Origin of the sequence: Pseudoalteromonas sp. NZS71 (genome assembly GCF_015864715.1) — a bacterium.
GTDB lineage: Bacteria > Pseudomonadota > Gammaproteobacteria > Enterobacterales > Alteromonadaceae > Pseudoalteromonas > Pseudoalteromonas arctica.
In genome coordinates this window covers 39,932-57,040 of record NZ_JADYWS010000017.1, presented here as the reverse complement: position 1 = coordinate 57,040, position 17,109 = coordinate 39,932, and the positions used below count along the sequence as shown (strand labels likewise).

The 17,109-nt window shown below is 39.7% G+C and carries 12 protein-coding genes; 7 read left to right on the top strand and 5 right to left on the bottom strand.

Features of this window, described 5'->3' with window-relative positions:
- Positions 1-33: 33 nt before the first annotated feature.
- Entirely contained in the window at positions 34-1,590 is a 1,557-nt protein-coding gene (locus I6E85_RS12465; RefSeq protein ID WP_024590761.1) for a tryptophan halogenase family protein, read from the bottom strand.
- Positions 1,591-1,661: 71 nt separating this feature from the next.
- Complete coding sequence (locus I6E85_RS12460) at positions 1,662-4,955, bottom strand: TonB-dependent receptor (protein WP_024592088.1); 3,294 nt, start codon at positions 4,953-4,955, stop codon at positions 1,662-1,664.
- Positions 4,956-5,301: 346 nt separating this feature from the next.
- Between I6E85_RS12460 and I6E85_RS12455 the strand changes: the two genes are divergently transcribed.
- From I6E85_RS12455 to I6E85_RS12425, 7 genes are all read left to right on the top strand, one after another.
- Entirely contained in the window at positions 5,302-5,874 is a 573-nt protein-coding gene (locus I6E85_RS12455; protein ID WP_024590760.1) for an RNA polymerase sigma factor, read from the top strand.
- Complete coding sequence (locus I6E85_RS12450) at positions 5,867-6,970, top strand: FecR domain-containing protein (protein ID WP_197236978.1); 1,104 nt, start codon at positions 5,867-5,869, stop codon at positions 6,968-6,970. The genes I6E85_RS12455 and I6E85_RS12450 overlap by 8 nt, the downstream gene beginning before the upstream one ends.
- A 36-nt stretch (positions 6,971-7,006) precedes the next feature.
- A complete protein-coding gene (locus I6E85_RS12445; RefSeq protein WP_024590759.1) occupies positions 7,007-8,437 on the top strand; it encodes a sugar porter family MFS transporter in 1,431 nt (476 codons plus the stop codon).
- Between the two features lie 379 nt (positions 8,438-8,816).
- Positions 8,817-10,076 carry an OmpP1/FadL family transporter gene (locus I6E85_RS12440; protein ID WP_024590758.1) on the top strand — a complete coding sequence of 420 codons (1,260 nt, stop codon included), beginning with the start codon at positions 8,817-8,819 and terminating at the stop codon, positions 10,074-10,076.
- Between the two features lie 2 nt (positions 10,077-10,078).
- Positions 10,079-10,492: a YeeE/YedE family protein gene (locus tag I6E85_RS12435; protein WP_007584056.1), complete on the top strand. Its 414-nt coding sequence runs from the start codon at positions 10,079-10,081 to the stop codon at positions 10,490-10,492.
- A 3-nt stretch (positions 10,493-10,495) separates the two neighbouring features.
- Positions 10,496-10,897, top strand: a complete 402-nt coding sequence (locus I6E85_RS12430; RefSeq protein WP_024590756.1) for a DUF6691 family protein — start codon at positions 10,496-10,498, stop codon at positions 10,895-10,897.
- 94 nt (positions 10,898-10,991) lie between these two features.
- Entirely contained in the window at positions 10,992-12,086 is a 1,095-nt protein-coding gene (locus tag I6E85_RS12425; protein ID WP_024590755.1) for a mechanosensitive ion channel family protein, read from the top strand.
- A gap of 33 nt (positions 12,087-12,119) precedes the next feature.
- On the opposite strand, the gene I6E85_RS12420 is transcribed toward I6E85_RS12425, so the two are convergent.
- The 3 genes from I6E85_RS12420 to I6E85_RS12410 all read right to left on the bottom strand — a co-directional run bounded on the left by I6E85_RS12420 (position 12,120) and on the right by I6E85_RS12410 (position 16,909).
- Positions 12,120-14,255 (bottom strand): TonB-dependent siderophore receptor, encoded by a 2,136-nt coding sequence (locus I6E85_RS12420; protein ID WP_024590754.1) that lies wholly within the window; start codon positions 14,253-14,255, stop codon positions 12,120-12,122.
- 219 nt (positions 14,256-14,474) lie between these two features.
- Positions 14,475-14,786 carry an EthD family reductase gene (locus I6E85_RS12415; RefSeq protein ID WP_002958288.1) on the bottom strand — a complete coding sequence of 104 codons (312 nt, stop codon included), beginning with the start codon at positions 14,784-14,786 and terminating at the stop codon, positions 14,475-14,477.
- Between the two features lie 596 nt (positions 14,787-15,382).
- A complete protein-coding gene (locus I6E85_RS12410; RefSeq protein ID WP_024590753.1) occupies positions 15,383-16,909 on the bottom strand; it encodes an acetyl-CoA hydrolase/transferase family protein in 1,527 nt (508 codons plus the stop codon).
- Positions 16,910-17,109: the final 200 nt, after the last annotated feature.

Genomic DNA, 17,109 nt, shown 5'->3' with positions numbered 1-17,109 from the left:
TCTCTTTATTGTTTTTATGTGTAAATTTTTAAGCTAAATAGTGCTAAAGCCATGATTCTTAATTTTATTTAACAATTCTCGGTTACTAGGTAAGTTAGTGACTGCTTGGTTTATCATGCTTTTATTTTTATCAAACTGACTTTTAGCAAAAACAGTGTCTTTAAGCATATAGGCAGTTGTGCTGTAGTCACTTTTAAAGCCCATACCATATAAAACATATTGATAACTCGCCGCTGGAAACACCTCATTGTTACTTGTAAAGTCGTGGTCAGCAGGGGCGCGGTATTGCCATAATTTCATTAGATCTTGTAGGCTTTGAGGAATCGTTTTTGGGTCTCTGTTATCGCTCCAAAATGCGTTATCGTCACGGGTTGATAAAATATAGTGTAACTTTAAAAAGTCGATTATTTTTTCCCACCTATAACTAAACGTCTCATTAAAGCGCTTGGCGGTAATATCCATAATATCGCGGGTGTGGGGGAGTTGTTCGCTGATCATCTGCGCTGACATTTCTACTAATACCAATGCAGAAGCTTCAAGCGGTTCCAAAAAGCCAGCCGAAAGCCCAACTGCAACACAGTTGTTCTGCCAAAAGTGTGAGCGATGGCCACTTTTAATAGGGATTTTTCTGATGGTGAGTGAATCGATTTTATCGCCCACGTACTCTTTGAGTTTTTCTCTTGCTTGGGCTTCAGTACTATATTTACTGGAATACACATAACCAACACCACGACGGTGTTGCAAGCCTATATCCCAAATCCAACCAGCTTCTTGCGCAGTTGAAATTGTGTGAGACGCAATGCTCTCATCTTCATCCTCATAAGGGACTTGCACTGCTAAGGCGGTATCAATAAACAGCACGTCATCGCAGGGCTTAAAGGGAACCTTGTAATGCTCGCCTAATAACAATGATGAAAAGCCGGTGCAATCGACAAATAAATCACCGCTAATTTCACCTTGTTGTTTTGTGGTAACGCTTGCAATATCGCCATTTTTAGCACTATTGACCTGCGTTACATCGGCTAAAATATGTTTAACGCCAAGCTGCTGCGTACAGTGTTTTTGTAAAAAAACAGCAAATTTTACAGAGTCTAAATGGTAGGCATAATTGGCTATAGCAGCATATTCTGGTGTACAAATTGTTTTAGGGGCAAGCCCTTGCTCACAAATAGCTTCTTGGTAACACACTGCGTTTGAAAAAGACGTTGACTCTGCTGTGTTATTTAACCAATGCCCTGCCATATCGGTTTTTGAAAAGCCCTGCGGCAGAACTAATGGATGATAGTAAAAATCATCATCGCTGCCATCCACCCATTTGGCAAATTTTGCTCCTTGCTTAAAGCTTGCTTCACACTCGCGTATAAAATCGGTTTCGCTAATACCAAGCGCTATTAATGTACTGCGCATAGTGGGCCACGTGCCTTCGCCAACACCTATAATTGGTATATTTGGAGATTCAACTAGCACAACGTTAAGACCATCGGGCGTATTACTCTTATGATGTGCCGCTAATCGACCTGCTGTTAGCCAGCCTGCTATACCACCACCAATGACAACCACTGTTTTTATTTTTTTATTTTTCTGGTTCATACTTGTTACCTATAAAGGCATATTTAAAAAGTGGCTACTACTAAATGTAAAAGCCACTTTTATTATTTAAGTTAGAAACTTCCACGAACACCTAACGCAAAACGTCGCCCGCTATCTTCAACCATTAGTAATTGATTAGAAAAGCGACCACGTTTGTGTACGTATTCTTCGGTTAAGTTTATACCTTCAAAGAACACCGATACATTTTCGGTAATATCATAGCTTCCACTGGCATCGAGTTGTGCATAGTCTTCCACTATAGTGACACCATCACCATTTAACTGCGTAAGCGACTGTACAAAACTATCACGCCAGTTATAGGCTAAACGCGCCTGAAATGGGCCATTCTCATAAAAGCCAACCACATTATAAGAGTCGCTTAAGCCTGTTAATGCAAATACTTGAGTTATATCTGCAGGATCTAGTTCTGCATCGCTGTCTACAAATGTCGCATTAACCATAAAACCAAAGCCACTATCAAAACTATGCTGTAGAGCCAGCTCCCAGCCGTCAACAATTGCCGACTCGCTATTATTTGGTAACGTATTGGTAAACACGGCTGTAGAGTCGGCAGCATCAGAGTTATCTACATCATTGCCTGTAGAAGGGTCTGTAAGTAACCCACCACCAGCAAGCTCGAACGTTAAGTCTTCAGTGGTGTTTATAATGAAGTTAGCAACGTTTTTTCTAAAGTAACCAGCTGATAAGTAACTTGCGTCGGCGTAGTACCACTCTAGTGATAAATCTAAGTTATCGGAGGTAAATGGTTCAAGTGCAGGATTACCTGAGCTTGATGTTAAGTTGCCACCTTGGCGAGTAGTTTCGATAACAGTCACTGGCGACATACTATCGAGCGTTGGGCGCGTTATCGTTTGTGATACGGCAGCACGGGCTATCAAATCGTCATTAATTTCAAGCTTTACACTAAAGTTAGGCAAAATAGCTTCGTAATCTGAGCTTGATGAAATATTTTTTACTGCACCAAAGTTAGCCAACATCTCGGTTTTATCTAAAATAGTTAGCGCGCTAACTGGCTCATCTGTGCCTTTTACTTTTACATCGGTACTTTCGTATCTAAAACCAGCAGATGCATATAACGGCATGCCAGCTAGCTCGGCCTCAAAGTCAAATTCAGTGTAAAATGAAAATGTATCTTCTGTTATTTCAAACGATTTATTGCGTTTAACTGCATCAAAACTAATAGGCTGACCATTCGCCGCAGCTATTTGCTCAAGGTACGCAAAGTTTGCCTCTCCATCATGTGCAAGCCATGACGTTGGCATACGACCGCTGCCGCTCACATCACCTAAAAAGTCATCTCCTGCGTCAAATACAAATTGCGCTAAGCCATCCATACTTGGGTCATCTGGGTAACCACAAAAGGTACAGTGAATACCTACGCCTTCGTTGTCCCAACGATCAAGGTTTTTAGTTTCAGTTGAATACATGGCACCAAATTTAACCGCGATTAACCCCGATGTACCTTCGTTATTCCATACACTATCCCAACGAAATTGATCAACCGTATCCTCAACAGCCCAACCACGGCGGAGCATTACATGTGCTCGGCTATTTGCTGTATCTAAATGATTAGACACTCCATCAGGCGTTACCCCTGGATCGTAAGCCACACCATTCAGTTCTTGTTGGCCACTATAAATATTAGGGTTAGCTGAGGAAAATTCACTGGCGTAAGGCAAAATGCCACCGTCTACTTCAAAGCGCACTCGGTTAGCATAGCCAATCAACGATAGCTGATCGCCACCGCCATTATTAGCCTCACGCTCGGCTTTTGAGTGGCTCAAATCAAACTTCATATTTAAGTTATCGTTTACATGCCAATCAAAATTAAGACCAAGTGCACTTGAATTTGTTAGACGGTCAAACTTTTTAGCGTGCATATCGGTGGCAAGACCAACTTCTTGGTATAAATCAACTACAGTGCCATTTTCGTCAACAGTTGGCCCCGCTGCATCACCAAAGCCTTCTAAGTTTGGTGCTGTAAACCAGTGCCCGTATGAAGTTGTATCGGCCTCTACATCAAAATCGGAGTAAAGTGCGTCAGCAGTAATCACTAAATCATCTGATGGCGCATACTGAATAACTAAGTTGGCATTAGTGCGTGTGCGTGTTTCTGTAGTAACTTTGTGATCGTAATTGCGTGGCGAAAATATATTACCACTGTAAGCTTGCCCACTTTGAGTTTGCGGGTTTGAAACACCGACGTTTTCGAGCCATCCATCTACTTGAGCTTGGTTTAAGCGTGTTTCGCGCTCTTGGCGAGAAACGGCAAACAACAAACCCAGTGTGTCATCATTAAATGTATTACTAATTAACCCTGAAATTTCTGGTGTGGTTTCTTCGCTATTTTCATCGTAAATACCTTTAACACTACCCGCTATTTTAAAGCCACTAATCGCAAATGGACGCGCCGTATTAACGTTTACTGTTGAGCCAATACCACCAGATTGCATAGTGGCCGTTGAGGTTTTAAATACATCTAGGCTTTTAACCAATTCTGATGCAATGGTATCAAAGCTAAATGCACGGCTTTGATTCTCTGATGCCATTTGGCGTCCGTTTACTAGTACAGTATTAAACTGCGGGCCAAAACCACGCACCGTAATAAGCTGCCCTTCGCCGCCTGAACGGTCTATTGAAACCCCAGTAATACGTTGCAAAGACTCGGCTAAATTTGTGTCAGGAAATTTACCAATATCTTCTGCTGAAATGGAGTCAACCACGCCACCGGCTTCTCTTTTTGCATCCATGGCTCGACCAAGCGAGCCTCTAATTCCGCGTACTTCTATTATTTCTGGATCTTGTACTGCTGTTTCTGCAACTGCAGGAAGGGTTGCCATTGTGCTTAATACAGCTAGTACAGCACTCGACACGCCATTTTTTTTATAGTTAGCCATGTTGTCAGTTCTCTCGAAGCTAGGGTCTATTAAAATAGAAATTTGCCCATCTTCGCTAACTTGCATTTGCAAGCCGGTACTGTCGAGTAAAATCTGTAATGCATTTATTATTGAATACTCGCCAGTAATAGTATTTGTTTGTAACTGTTGAATTTTATCCAACGGAAAAAGCAAAGTAATATCGGCTTGCTCGGCAAAGTTTATTAGCGATAAATCGGCCCTTTGTCGAGGAATGTTAAACATTGCTTTTTCGTCCACCGAGCTCGCTTTCACCTCTGTGGTGACTAAGCTAAAAACAAGCACATATAGCGGTAAACAAAGTGGCAAATGTATACATTCCATGCGTATAGTTTTTGGCCATACACAGAATGAAGACGAGTGACTTTTTATTTTCCTCCATAAATATTTTTTATTTTTTTCAAATAATTTATTTTTTTGACTAGCCATACTTATTATTACTAAACCTTTATTATTTTTTGGTGTGCAAAAAAATGTTGTGGGGTTTCAACTAAAAAAGTTAAATATATTTTTATATTAATTAATTGGTTATATGAACACGTATAATTATAGAGCTAGCCTATACGTGTTAATAATTTGAAAAACTGTAGTACACTTGGTATTCAAATTACAAGCTTTTAACAACAAGGATTGATAGTGCCTGCAATTTTACAAATAGAAAAACAATTTATTTTAAAATTGAGTAGCGGATTTTTTATTACCAATCGTCTTAAGCTGTAATGGCAAAACAATAACAACAATTGCCAAAACCACACACACACGAGACACACACTCAATGACAAAAGACACACTATTTTATAAGGCTTATCTGGCCTCGCGCAAAGGTCTCTCAAATGTAGTGGCACGCATAGTACCTCCACATGAAATTGAAGACATTGTGCAAGAAACTTACGTGCGAATTTGTCAAATAAAAAACACTGAAAACATTAGCTCACCAAAATCTTTTATTTATAAAACGGCGCGTAACCTAGCGCTCGATTATCAAAAGCAAGCCAATATACGACTAGTCGATAGTATCGACAACATGGAAGCATTAGAGCAACTCTTAGCAGAACATCAGAAAGACGAAATGTACGAAAATGCGCTAACCGATTGCGAATTTTCAAATTTTTGTGAAGCTGTCAGGCTTTTGCCTGTTCAATGCCGTAAAGTGTTTGTATTAAAAAAAGTGTATGGTTATTCGCAGCGAGAAATTGCTGCTCAATTAAACCTTAGTGAAAGTACCGTGGAAAAACATATAGCAACCGGCGTAAAACGTTGTACGCAGTTTATGCGTCAATCTGAAAAAAGTGTGTATGGCAAACCGAACTCTTCTTCACAAAAAAGTGCTGGAGGTAGTCATGAGTAATGTCCACCATATAAGCGAACGAAATAATAAGGCCGTCGAAGACGCACGCCTTGATTGTGCTAGTGAATGGCTTGCCAAGCTCGATAGAGGTTTAACTAAACCCGAAAAAGACGCATTGCAGCTATGGTTAGCTCAGTCATATAAAAACGTCGAAGTATTGCTTGAAGTTGCACACCTATGGGACAAGATGGGTGAACTTAGCCGCTTATCTGATCTATTCCCGCAATCACAATCTAGACAAAAACGCCTCCCTGTGTGGTTAGGTGCAACGGCCGCTTCTGTTTTATTGGCTGTTGCACTTAGCTTTTTTCAAGAAGCATTTAATTTTTCATTTTTTTATCCCGTTAATCAGTCAGCTGTTGTCGCTAAGCAACTTAACTTTCAAACGGGTGTAGGTGAAAGCAAAGACATAATTTTGCCAGATAAAAGTGAAATCACATTAAATACTAATAGCTTTGTACAAATAAGATATACCCGAGACTCTCGAGTAATTAACTTACTGCGGGGCGAGATACATATAAATGTGGCGCATGATAAGACACGGCCTTTAAGTGTTATTGCTGGTGATAAAGTTATTCAGGCAGTAGGCACTGCGTTTAATGTTGAAGTGGGTAAAAAACAAATAGAGTTAATAGTCACTGATGGCAAAGTGCTTGTTGCCGAACAAACTAGTTCGCAACCATCAAACCTCCAAAAAAATGGAACAAATAAGCTTGGTAAATTTTTATCAAATAACTCTACAGCAGTTTCTAAAGGTGAAAAGCTCGATTTAAGTTTCAAAGGTAAAATAGCTAAGCACGTTGAAAAAGTAGACCCTATAGATGTAGCGGCTAGTCTTTCTTGGCGTAAAGGAAGCCTTATTTTTAGAGGCGAATCTCTTGCCGATGCCATGGCCGAGATTAGTCGATATACGAATATAGACTTTGAGCTTTCTGATGATGAGCGTTTAACAAGGGTACAAGTCGCTGGTATGTTTAAAACAGGCGATGTTAAGGGCTTATTAGAAGTATTAAATAATAATTTTAATATTAGTTATGAAAGAATTAGCCCAGATAAAATTCGTTTAAATTACGCAGATCCAAGCGCTTCAATATAGTACAGTACACAATAATAAAAATCAGGACACACAATCATGACATCATCTTTATCGCCGAGGAATAATAGCTCGGCGCGCACATCAAACACGTGCTCACTTTTTTACGTAATATTTATATCGGCCGTTGCTGCTATTGGTGGCTTTTTATTTGGTTTTGACTCGGGCGTTATTAACGGCACAGTATCGGCGCTCGGTAATGCATTTAATTCAAGCAGTGTGGCTACGGGGTTTAACGTAGCGTCTGTGTTACTAGGGTGCGCCCTAGGTGCGCTTGCTGCAGGGCCGCTAGCTGATAAGTTTGGTCGCCGTGCAATTATGATCATCACTGCGATTATTTTTGCCATTAGTGCATTTGGCTCAGGCATTAGCGAAAGCTCTGCGGAGTTTATTTTTTACCGTTTATTTGGTGGTTTAGGTATTGGTGCTGCATCAGTATTAGCGCCAGCTTACATTGCAGAAGTTGCGCCACCAGCACTTCGTGGTCGTTTAGCTACACTACAACAACTCGCTATTGTACTGGGTTTATTTGCTGCTTTTTTAAGTAACTATTTAATTGCTGATGCAGCAGGCAGCGCGCAAAATATTTTAATGCTTGATATAGCCGCTTGGCGCTGGATGTTTTGGGCTGAGCTTGTCCCTGCGGTACTGTTTTTAGTCGGTGTGTTGTTTATTCCTGAGTCGCCTCGTTATTTAGTAGCGCAAGGTAAAGTAGACGATGCTAAAGCAGTATTTAGTAAAATATCGAACGACAATGCAGATAAACAAATAAGCGATGTAAAACGCTCATTGCATAGCGATACAAAGCCAAGTATTCGCGATTTATTTATTGATAACAGTAAAAAGGTACACCCAATTGTTTGGGTAGGTGTGGCGCTGAGTGTGTTTCAGCAATTTGTGGGTATTAACGTGGTGTTTTATTACGGCTCTGAGCTTTGGCAGGCCGCTGGGTTTGATGAGTCGCAATCGCTATTTATAAATGTATTAGCGGGCACTACTAATATTGTATCTACTTTTATTGCCATTGCCCTAGTTGACAAAGTTGGCCGTAAACCACTGTTGCTTGTAGGCAGTATTGGTATGTTTATCAGCTTAAGCGCGCTTACTTATATATTTGGCAGTGCAGGCCTTGATGACGCAGGCAAACTTGCACTTAGCGATAACATGGGTACGTTTGCACTTATTATGGCTAACTTATTTGTGGTATTTTTTGGCTTAAGTTGGGGCCCAATTGTATGGGTATTATTAGGCGAAATGTTTAATAACCGTATTCGTGGTGCTGCCCTTGCCGTTGCTGCCAGTGCGCAGTGGATTGCTAACTTTGCAATTACCATGACCTTCCCTATTATGCTGGCTAACATTGGCCTTGCCGGCGCTTATGGATTTTATGCGTTATCGGCACTTATAAGCATATTTTTTGTTGTTAAATACATTAAAGAAACACGCGGTAAAACGCTCGAATCTATGTGATTTTTAAAAGCGGCGATATTAATCGCCGCTTTGCTTTTACATACAATGGCGTTATTTAAGAGTGATTGTTTGGATGAGCTAAACGTTAACTAATAAATATATTTTAAACTGCTGTTGATACGTAAACCCTCCTTTTACCTGCACACTTTTAATACCAAAGTGTATAGCTACCGATTGCATACTTAAATATCGCTATAACTCAATACGTTAGCGAACCTTTTAACTTAAGCTAAGATTGAATAGCAATCTACGCTCATTTATTTTAGCTTTATAACTATTGCCGTATTACCTTTTATTATAACTAATCTATTTAAATTCCTTTTTAGAATATCAAAAATTAGCTATTGTCCGCCCATTCCAACTTTATGTATTTACTAAAATGAAAAAACAGTTAATTTCAGGTTTAGCTTTAACGTGTACGTTAGGTTCGTTCAGTGCATTTGCTACTAATGGTTATTTTACTCACGGCTATGGCATGACCCACAAAGGTATGGCTGGCGCAGGTGTAGCGCTGTCAGAAGAATTAATGTCTGGCGCTAATAATCCAGCAACCTTTTTACCTAATGGAACAGAGCTATCTCTGGGCTTAGAGCTTTTTTCACCTGAACGAAAATATACTGCATCAAAAGTAGATACTTTTTACCCTGGCGCATTTTATCTTGAAGCAAAAACACAAAAAAGCGACAACACTGTATTTGCAATTCCAGAGTTTGCTATTGGCCATCAATTAAATGAAAAAGTAAATATTGGCTTATTAGTGTATGGCAACGGCGGTATGAATACCGAGTACGGCGCAGAATCCTCTCCTGAGGGGACTTTTTACGCTGGTACGACGGGCGTTGATTTAAAACAACTCTTTATTAGCCCAACAGTAAGCTATAAGTTGAATGAACAAACACGCCTTGGTGTATCCCCTATTTACGTGGTGCAACAGTTTGAAGCGCAAGGGCTTGGAAACTTTGCTCCTTTTTCGCAATCACCAGAAGCGCTTACAAATAATAGCACCGATACAAGCACAGGCCTAGGCATTCAACTGGGTATTAGCCAAGATATAAATTCGTCATTAAGCTGGGGGGCAAGTTACCGCTCATCAGTGTCTATGCAAGAGTTTGATAGCTATAAAGGTTTATTTGCAGAGCAAGGCGGATTTGATCTGCCAAGTTCGTTTCAACTTGGCGCAGCCTACAAGCTTACCCCAAGTAATCAGGTTGTATTTGATTGGCAAAAAATAAATTACAGCGAAGTAAAAAGTATTGCAAATCCAGTCAATAACTTGATGTCAGCGCCTTTAGGAGCTAACGCCGGCGCTGGGTTTGGCTGGAACGATATGACTATTTATAAGCTTGGCTATCAGTGGCAGCGTACATCGCAACAAAAAATTCGTTTTGGGGTGTCTTACACCGAGCAGCCTATTCCTTCTTCTCAAGTTATATTAAATATTTTAGCCCCGGGTGTTCAAGAGTGGCATTTTACTACTGGCTTTAGCCATTCTTTTACCAACAAGGTACAATTAAACGCTATGGCTTTTTATTCGCCAGCAAAAAAAGTAACGGGTGCTAACTACTTAGCGCCTAATCAACAATTATCAATCGAAATGAAACAAACCGGTTTAGGCGTTTCTATTGTTTGGGAAATTTAAAAATGATAACAGAATTCACCCCAGTATCGGCTGCAATAGGCGGTGCATTAATAGGTATAGCGTGTACGTTATTACTGGTTTTATACGGAAAAATTGCGGGTATATCAGGCATTGTTAAATCTGTATTCGCTAAAGCAAATTCAGACTCTCGTTGGCAGTTATACTTTATTTTAGGGTTGTTGTTGGCAGGAGTCGCTGTAAGGGTATTTGCGCCATCTTTATTAGAAGGCGAATTGCAATTACCGCCTTGGCTTATTGTTGTTGCAGGGCTTTTAGTTGGCGCTGGTACAACTTTAGCTAATGGGTGCACAAGTGGCCATGGTGTGTGCGGCATGTCGCGCTTTTCTGCTCGCTCTTGGGTTGCAACATGCACATTTATGCTTGTCGCCTTCATTACAGCAAACCTTGTAGGATAAATAATGAAAGCAATTATGATGGTTGTTATAGGCTTTATATTTGGCTTAGGACTTATTATTAGCGGGATGACAAACCCTGCTAAAGTGATTAACTTTCTTACCTATGGAAACCAATGGGACGCAAGCTTAATTATAGTGATGGCTGTTGCCATGCTAATAATGATGCTTACATGGTTATGGGTTGCAAAAAAAGAGAAGCCACTTCTTTCAGGAACGTTTAATTTAAGTAATTTAAAAAATATTGATGCGCGCTTAATTATCGGCTCAGTACTTTTTGGTTTAGGCTGGGGTTTAAGTGGTATATGCCCAGGGCCTGGTTTGGTTCAATTGGTGTCTCTTAAAATGGAGTTTTTATTATTTTTTGCAGCCATACTAGGCGGTATGTGGTTAGCCAAAAAAGTATAATATTTGCTGCCGACTAAACTCGGCAGCTACTTTACCCAAACAAAGGTACATAACTTGCTGCAATATATAAAACTATATTGAACAGGTTTAAGTTATGCTAAATAAAGCGCTGGAATTTTCTAACAGCACACCTTGGTTAAGCGCAGCGTCCTCCTTTTTACTTATAGCTATACTACTGTTTTTAATTCGTTTTTTTGTAATGTACTGGCTAAAAAAATGGACTTCAAAAACCAAATTTATATTCGATACTTTACTAATAGAGTCAATATCTAAGCCGCTAACACTGTGCACAATTATTGTGCTACTCACCATTTTAGAGCACGACACCTTCATTATTAGTACTTCTATTTCTCAGCAGATCCCTTTTAATAGCATTAATATTGTATTAGCGCTGCTTGCACTTATTATGTTTTTAGACCGCTTTATTATTGGCACTATTAATTACTATGGTAAACAATCAGCCGTGGTTTTTAATTCAAAAAGCATAATTAAAGGCGTGATACGCGTTACATTATCGTCAGTGGGTTTGCTGGTATTAATGGGCACGTTAGGTATTTCTATTACGCCCATTATTGCCTCGTTAGGTATTACATCACTGGCTGTTGCCCTTGCTTTGCAACCTACCCTCGAAAACTTTTTTTCTGGCGTGCAGCTAGTAATAGATAAACCTATAAGGGTGGGTGATTTTATTGAGCTTGAATCTAAGGAGCAAGGCTTTGTTGATCATATAGGCTGGCGATCTACATGGGTTAAAATGCTACCTAACAATATGATTATTATACCTAATAGCCAATTATCTAAGTCGCGTATTATTAATTACTTTTCCCCTGAAAAAGAGCTAAGCGTGCCTGTTGATATAAGCGTGCATTACGATTCAGATTTAGAATTTGTTGAGCAAGTAACACTTGAAGTGGCTCGTGAAATACTTATTTCACACGAATGGGGTGTTGATGATTACAATACCTTTGTGGTTTTTCATACCTTTGATAGATCAAGCATTAACTTTACGGTAATGCTTAGAGCTAAAGAATACTTTAATCGCTTTTGGGTTAAATCTGCTTTTATAAAAGCCCTGCATAAACGCTATAAAAAAGAAGGTATTGTAATCCCCTTCCCTATTACGGCTATTAACACGACTCAAGAAGCTGCTAAATTTAATAGTGATAAAAAAGTGCAAGGCGATACTTAAAAAAAGCGCGAGTGACTCTCGCGCTAATAAGTATTAAAACTTGTAAGTTATTTGCCCAATAATTTCACGAGGGCTGCCAGGAAAGTGGCCGTTTCGCTCACTAAATCCACTAACCGCGTATTCTTTGTCAAACAGGTTATTAATATTTACACTCAGTAATACGTCGTCAAAGCGACTCGTCCAGCTCATATCAAATACAGTAAATGGTTTTACTTTTTGGCCACTGGTACTAAGTTGCTCACTTACGTAATTTGCACCAAATGCAATTGATGAGTCAATTGAATCAATTGCGTAGCGAGTCCATAAACCTGCCTGGTGGCGTGGTGCATTAGCAAAGCGCGAACCATCTCCAAATGTATTTGAAAGCGTATCACCCGTTACGCCGTCTACCACTTGCGTATCGTTGTATGCGTAGTTAGCCGTTACGGTCCAGTGCGCTGATAAATCGCCGACTAAAGTTGTTTCAAATCCTCGGCTTTCTACTTCACCTATATTTAAAAGTGCAGCAATTCCATCCCCCGCTCCCGTATCGTCTGGGTTGCTCATTACCACGTTTTCTTTATTAATTTGGTAAATTGCAAAGGTGCTCATAATTTTGCCGTCGAGCCATTGGTTTTTCATACCCAGCTCGGTTTGCTTACCGGTTTCTGGTTCTAAATTACCTTCGCCTTCTACATCTTCTTGGTCGGCTGACGATGTAGGGTTAAAGCTCTCTGAGTAGTTAATATATACCGATGTGTTTTCTACTGGTTGATAAGTAACAGCAACGCGCGGCGTTATGTCGTTATCTGAGTAACTAAAACCAGTTTCTTGATTAAACTCTTTAAAATGGTCATAGCGTAGGCCTGCAATTATTGTCCACTGCTCGCCTATGCTAATTACGTCTTGCGCATACACACCAAATCGGTCGGTATCAACGCCATCGCGGTTCATGTCGGTGAGGTTATAAGTGCTTGGGTCGGTTTCACCGTAGTTTAAATTAAAAATATTTAAATTAGCGACGCCATCGGCCTCATATCGGGCACGTAAATAGTCATATTCGGTATCAACGGTGTGGTAATCACCACCAAATAAAAACTGATGGGTTAATTGTCCTTGTCTAAAGTTATAAATAAAGTCGGAGGTTAAGCTTGTTTCTTCATTAGCGCGATATTGCTTGCGGTATTCACGCTTAATCGTTTCGTCGTCAATATTGGCAATGCCATCGCCGTTTACATCTACCCAACTTTGCGACTCATGGTAGCCTTGATCGCGTTCGTTATCCATGTAACGCAGTGTGCTACTTACAGAAAAATCATCACTAAAGTAATGACTTATCTCGGCTTGAAGCACCAACGCTTCCATATCTTGATAATCAACCGCTTCATTAGCGTTATAACTTGGGTCAACTAAAAAGTTGCCGTTATCATCTACCGGTACGCCACGTAGGCGGTTTCCGCCTAGGTCTTGTTTAATGTAGTCAACACTTGTGGTTAGGGTTGTTGAATCACTTAAATCAAATAACAATCCGCCGGTCAGCTCGGTGTTTTTTGAGTCTGCATTGTTACGAAAGCTGTCTTGCTCTTCATAGTAACCACCCAATCTATAAGCCATTGTATCGTTTAAACCACCCGTCATATCGAGTGATGCACCACGGGTGTTGTAGTTACCCAAAGTAAGCTTTAATTCGCGTTTTTGTGTGTAGCTTGGCTTTTTAGTTACGTAATTAATCATCCCACCAGGTTCGCCACCGCCATACAAAGCAGAGGCTGGCCCTTTTAATACTTCAACACGTTCAACATTAAATAACTGCGGTACACCAAAGCCCGAATATGGGTCGCCACGCACACCATCGTAAAATACATTTGCGTCATCTCTAAAACCACGAAAAGTTACGCCTGAGTAGCTATATTCGCTCACTCCCGCAATAGATCGGTACAAATCGGTAATGTCACGCGCTGCTTGGTCAATAATAAGTTGCTCGGTTAAAACCTGAGCCGATTGCGGAAGCTTAATAAGATCTAAATTAGTTTTAGTCCCAATTTTACTTTCGGTTTCTAGATAAAATTGCTGGGCACGGCCAGTTACTTCAATAGTTTCAATGTCGTCGTTTTGTTGTGAAAAAGCTATATTAGAAAAAACAGATAAAGACGCAGCAATACTTAATGCCAAATAATTAGGGTTAAACATGATAATTCCTGGGAGAAGTGTAGATAGCTAACAACCTAAATGATAACTTTTATCATTTTCACAATCAACACAAGGGCAGGTTTAATACATCTAAATATTAGAACTAATATTACTTAAAACGGAGCGCTAGCCCCTTTATTGCAGTTAAAATAAAACCCCTACTGTATTAAATACAGTAGGGGTTATTAAGTAATTCTTAAATTAGTTTTAGCGTGTAATTTATCCCGCAATATTACTAATTTGAATTACTGGAGACACGTTAGTAAAATTAACTAAATCAGCCGCTATTACTTCTTGATGAGGTGCAAAGGCTTGCTGAAAAGATTCTACCGATTCAAACACTAAATGCCCCATAGCAATATAAGTTGGCGCTTCGCCCGGTGCGCCACCTGCTAAACCTGCATCTGCACTACTTGATATAAGCGCTTTACCAACTAACTCTGCAACTAGGGGTAAATGTGTTTTACAGTAGTAGTCCATATCGAAAGTAGCACTTTCATTATTTGGGTATAATACGCTTACTTTAATCATTACATTCTCTCTTTTATTTACTAAAAAATTTAAAGCGTCTTTTGAAACAGTATGAATCATACATAAGTAAAAAACGCATAAGTGAGCAGTCGCTCAATTATGCGTTATTCATACTCATAGCGCCAGTAATTTGATTGCAGTGCTTATTTTAATTAAGGTGATACTTCGCTAATTTACTTAAGTGCGGGTCGTTTTTTAAAATGTTTGGGCGGTAAAGACTCTACAAAGTTAACGCACGTATTTATCCAATATGCTAAATCAGAATCAGACTCAAAACCTTCAGGCAAAATATAAACCAAGCCCTTAACTGGTTTTACTGTAAGGTCGCTCTTCTAACCCTCTGTCAAACGCCATTTTAGTATCTCTTTTTTAATAAACACATTACACACTTAATAACGGTAATAGCACTTAAACCTAAGTGAATAAAATAACAGTAATAAAGGTGATTAAGAAAGGTATGCAAAGAGTAGGTATAAAATTATTTTGGACTTACAGTTTATATCAAACCGCACTAATCAAAGCTGATTGAGCTGACACTAGTGCGGTTCAAAAGTAAGTATAAAACTAACTAATTCAATTTTAATAAACCAAAATGCTTATGCAGACAGTTGCACTTGAGCATTGGTTACAGATACTTTTTTCATGCTGCCTTGTTGTTCAAGGCGAATATGCCAACTAAATGCTTCTTCAAGTAAATGAGGGGTGTGCCCACCACGCTCACAAGCGCGATTGTAGTAATCTAACATGTCGTCGCGGTAATCTGGGTGCACGCAGTGCTTAATAACTTGTACAGCACGCTCACGCGGCGCTAAACCGCGTAAATCAGCTAAGCCTTGCTCGGTTACTAAAATATCAACATCGTGTTCGTTGTGATCAACATGACTCGCCATAGGCACTACGCTTGAAATAGCGCCATTTTTAGCAATCGATTTAGTCACAAATATTGCTAAATGAGCATTACGAGCAAAATCACCCGAGCCGCCAATGCCATTCATCATCCGTGTGCCACAAACATGTGTTGAATTTACGTTGCCATACATATCAAACTCAAGCGCGGTGTTTATTGCAATAATCCCTAAACGGCGCACTATTTCAGGATGGTTAGAAATTTCTTGAGGGCGTAACACTAGCTTGTCTTTGTATTGCTCTAAGTTATTAAATACTTGCGCATTACAACGCTCCGATAAAACAATTGAGCTGCCCGATGCAAAACTAAGCTTACCTGCGTCAATTAGGTCAAACGTCGAATCTTGTAGTACTTCAGAGTACATTGTTAGGTCTTTAAAGTCAGAATCGAGTAATCCCATCATTACAGCATTAGCAATGTTACCAATGCCTGCTTGTAGCGGACCTAAATTAGCTGGCAATTTATTTTGAGCCACTTCGTCTTTAAAAAAGTTAACTAAATGGCGCGCAATAGCGGCGGTGTCTTCATCAGGGTCGGTAACGGTAGAAAACGAATCGCTTTGGTTAGTAAAAACAATTCCAACAATTTTTGCAGGATCAATGGGAATTGCAGTACTACCAATTCTATCATCTACTTTAACTAACGGCATTGGTTGGCGAGTAGGACGATACGAAGGGATGTATATATCATGCAAACCTTCAAGATTCGGGTTATGCAGCATATTAATTTCAACGATGACTTCTTTGGCAAAAATAGCAAAACTCGCTGAATTACCTACCGATGTAGTTGGCACAATATGCCCTTCTTCGGTAATGGCAACGGCTTCAATAACAGCCACATCAGGCATGGTTAATTGATGGTTACGTAAATGCTCAACCGTTTCAGATAAATGCTGATCAATAAACATAACTTCGCCGTTATTAATCGCTTTACGTAAAGTGCTATCTACTTGAAAAGGCATACGACGCGCTAAAATGCCCGCTTCTGTTAATAGCTTGTCGAGATCATTACCTAAAGATGCGCCAGTCATTAAATTTATTTTTATTGGATTTTTTTTGACTTGCTCAATTAACGCTCTGGGTACTGCTTTAGCTTCTCCGGCGCGAGTGAAACCACTCATCCCTACAGTCATTCCATCTTTAATAAATTGGCTTGCTTGTTCTGCCGGCATCACCTTGTCATGCAGGTTACTATTGCGAATACGTTCCAAGTGCATACTGAGCTCCTCTCTAAATTTGACATTATTCTAATCCTAACTTCGTACTACACAATCTAGACTTAAGTCGTATTTATGAATCGAGGATGAGCAACATGTTTAAAAGGGAGGTTAATTTACTTTTAATTAATACTATCATGTAGTTATTAGTAATATTTTTAACAAAAATGACATAACAATCTATAAAGTAATTTATAAAG